Consider the following 1,866-nt stretch of genomic DNA (forward strand, 5'->3'; position numbering starts at 1 on the left):
GCCGCAGCGCCGCCGCTGCGCCTGCCGGGCCTGCGCCGAGGATCAGCGGCGGGGTCATCGCTGCCGGGCGACGCATAGCCGGAAGGGGAAGACATGCTCGATGCGCGCATCGCCGATATGCGCCGCCGCCAGCATCGCTCGCCATTCGCCGGGCACGAAGCTGCGCGCGATCGACAATTGCCCGTCGGCGCGGACGATCGGATGGACGCCCAGCAGGCGGGCGAGCAGCGGATAGCCATGATAGGCAAAGCCGTGGCGATGCAGGTCGTTGACGAACCACCCCATGCGCGCCTGATCCTCCATGAAATGCAGGAACGCCAGCCGTTCCGCCTCATCCATATGGTGGGTGACCAGGCTGGAGATAATGATGTCCCATGGTTCATCCGCCAGCGCGGCATAGTCGCCGGTGCGATAGTCGATGGCCAGCGCCGGGTCGGTGCGCGCCTGCGCCACGGCCTGGCTAAGCGGGTTGAGGTCGATGCCGACGAGCGTGCAGGCAATGCCACGCCGCTTTGCCCAGGCCGCGATCCGCCGCAGCATCCCGCCATCGCCATAGCCGACATCGAGCAGCCGGAACGGGCCGGTCACCGCGCGATCCAGAAAGCGGAGCGTCGGCCGCGCCGCCAGCGTGACGCGATTGACCCGGTCGAGATCGGCCAGCACCCGCGCATAGACGGCTTCGGGCAGGTCGGCCGCATCCATCTGCTCTGGCGCCAGCGATCGCTTCATACGTCCGCCCGGTGGAAGGTCAGCCCTTCGGCCGCGAGGCCCGGCCCGAAGGCCAGCGCCATCCCCTGCCCGCGCGCATCGCTGCCCAAGATGCGCGCCAGCACGAACATCAGCGTCGCCGACGACATATTGCCAAAGGCGCGCAGCACCGCCCGGCTATGGTCGAGCGCGTCGGGGGCCAGATCGAGCGCCCGCGCCACCGCGTCCAGGATCGATCGGCCCCCGGCATGCACCGCCCACAGATCGACGCTATGCGCCGGAATCGGCAAGGTGATCGTGCCGGCCAGCGCCTGCGCGATCGCGCCGGGCACTTCGCCCGACAAATGCATGGCGAAACCATGATCGCCCAAATCCCAGCGGATCAGCGCCTCCGTATCGGGCACGGTCATGGCGAACGGCTGACCGAGCGTAATGCCGCCTGGCCCGGCGCTGACCAACGCCGCCGCCGCGCCATCGCCAAATTGCAGCATCGCCAGCAATGGTTCGACCCGCGCATCGTCCTGCAGATGCAGGCTGCTGAGTTCCACGCACACCACCAGCACGCGCGCATTCGGTTCCGATCGCACGATATGGCGCGCGGATCGCAGCGCGACGATGGCGGCATAGCAGCCCATATAGCCGACCATCAGCCGCTCGACCGTCGGGTCCAGCCCCAACATCGTCACGAGCTTCTGGTCGATTCCCGGCGCAATGAAGCCCGTGCAACTGGCGACCACCAGATGGGTGATGCCGTCGATCGCCACCTGATCGGCCAGCGCGGCCACCGCGCGCGTGGCCAGCATTGGCGCGGCGTCGGCATAGATGGCCATGCGCTGCGCCGTGGTCGGCCATGACCCGCCGTAAAAGCCGCCTTGCGCGGTCGGCGATCCAGTGCCGCCATCCAGCACCGACCAGCGATGTTCGATCCCGCTGCGCTGCGCCATCCGCGTGAACAAAGCCCGTTCGCGCCGGTCAGCGATCCGCGCGCCTGCCCAGTCGATGAAGGCCGGGTGGATGTCGGTATCCGGGACGGCCGTGCCGATGGCGTGGATCGTGGCGGGAAGGGAAATGATGCGCTGCCTTTGTTGCGCGCGGACGCGGTGGGCCGGTCATACCACCAAGTCGCGACCTGTTCAGCCCTTCAAAGCGCCCAGACCC

The 1,866-nt window shown here is 68.4% G+C and carries 3 protein-coding genes; 1 reads left to right on the plus strand and 2 read right to left on the minus strand.

What is annotated here, in order from left to right; translation table 11 throughout:
- Positions 1-54: 54 nt before the first annotated feature.
- Entirely contained in the window at positions 55-729 is a 675-nt protein-coding gene (locus tag IL54_RS00065) for a methyltransferase domain-containing protein (protein WP_037472034.1), read from the minus strand.
- Positions 726-1,724 carry a type III polyketide synthase gene (locus tag IL54_RS00070; RefSeq protein ID WP_237748738.1) on the minus strand — a complete coding sequence of 333 codons (999 nt, stop codon included), beginning with the start codon at positions 1,722-1,724 and terminating at the stop codon, positions 726-728. Before IL54_RS00070 ends, IL54_RS00065 begins: the two co-directional genes overlap by 4 nt.
- Here IL54_RS00070 and IL54_RS25210 point away from each other — a divergent pair.
- On the plus strand, positions 1,626-1,866 hold a 241-nt coding region (locus tag IL54_RS25210; protein ID WP_237748737.1), incomplete at its 3' end, for a hypothetical protein. The two genes, IL54_RS00070 and IL54_RS25210, sit on opposite strands and share 99 nt — an antisense overlap.

The organism is Sphingobium sp. ba1, from assembly GCF_000743655.1.
Taxonomy (GTDB): Bacteria; Pseudomonadota; Alphaproteobacteria; order Sphingomonadales; family Sphingomonadaceae; genus Sphingobium.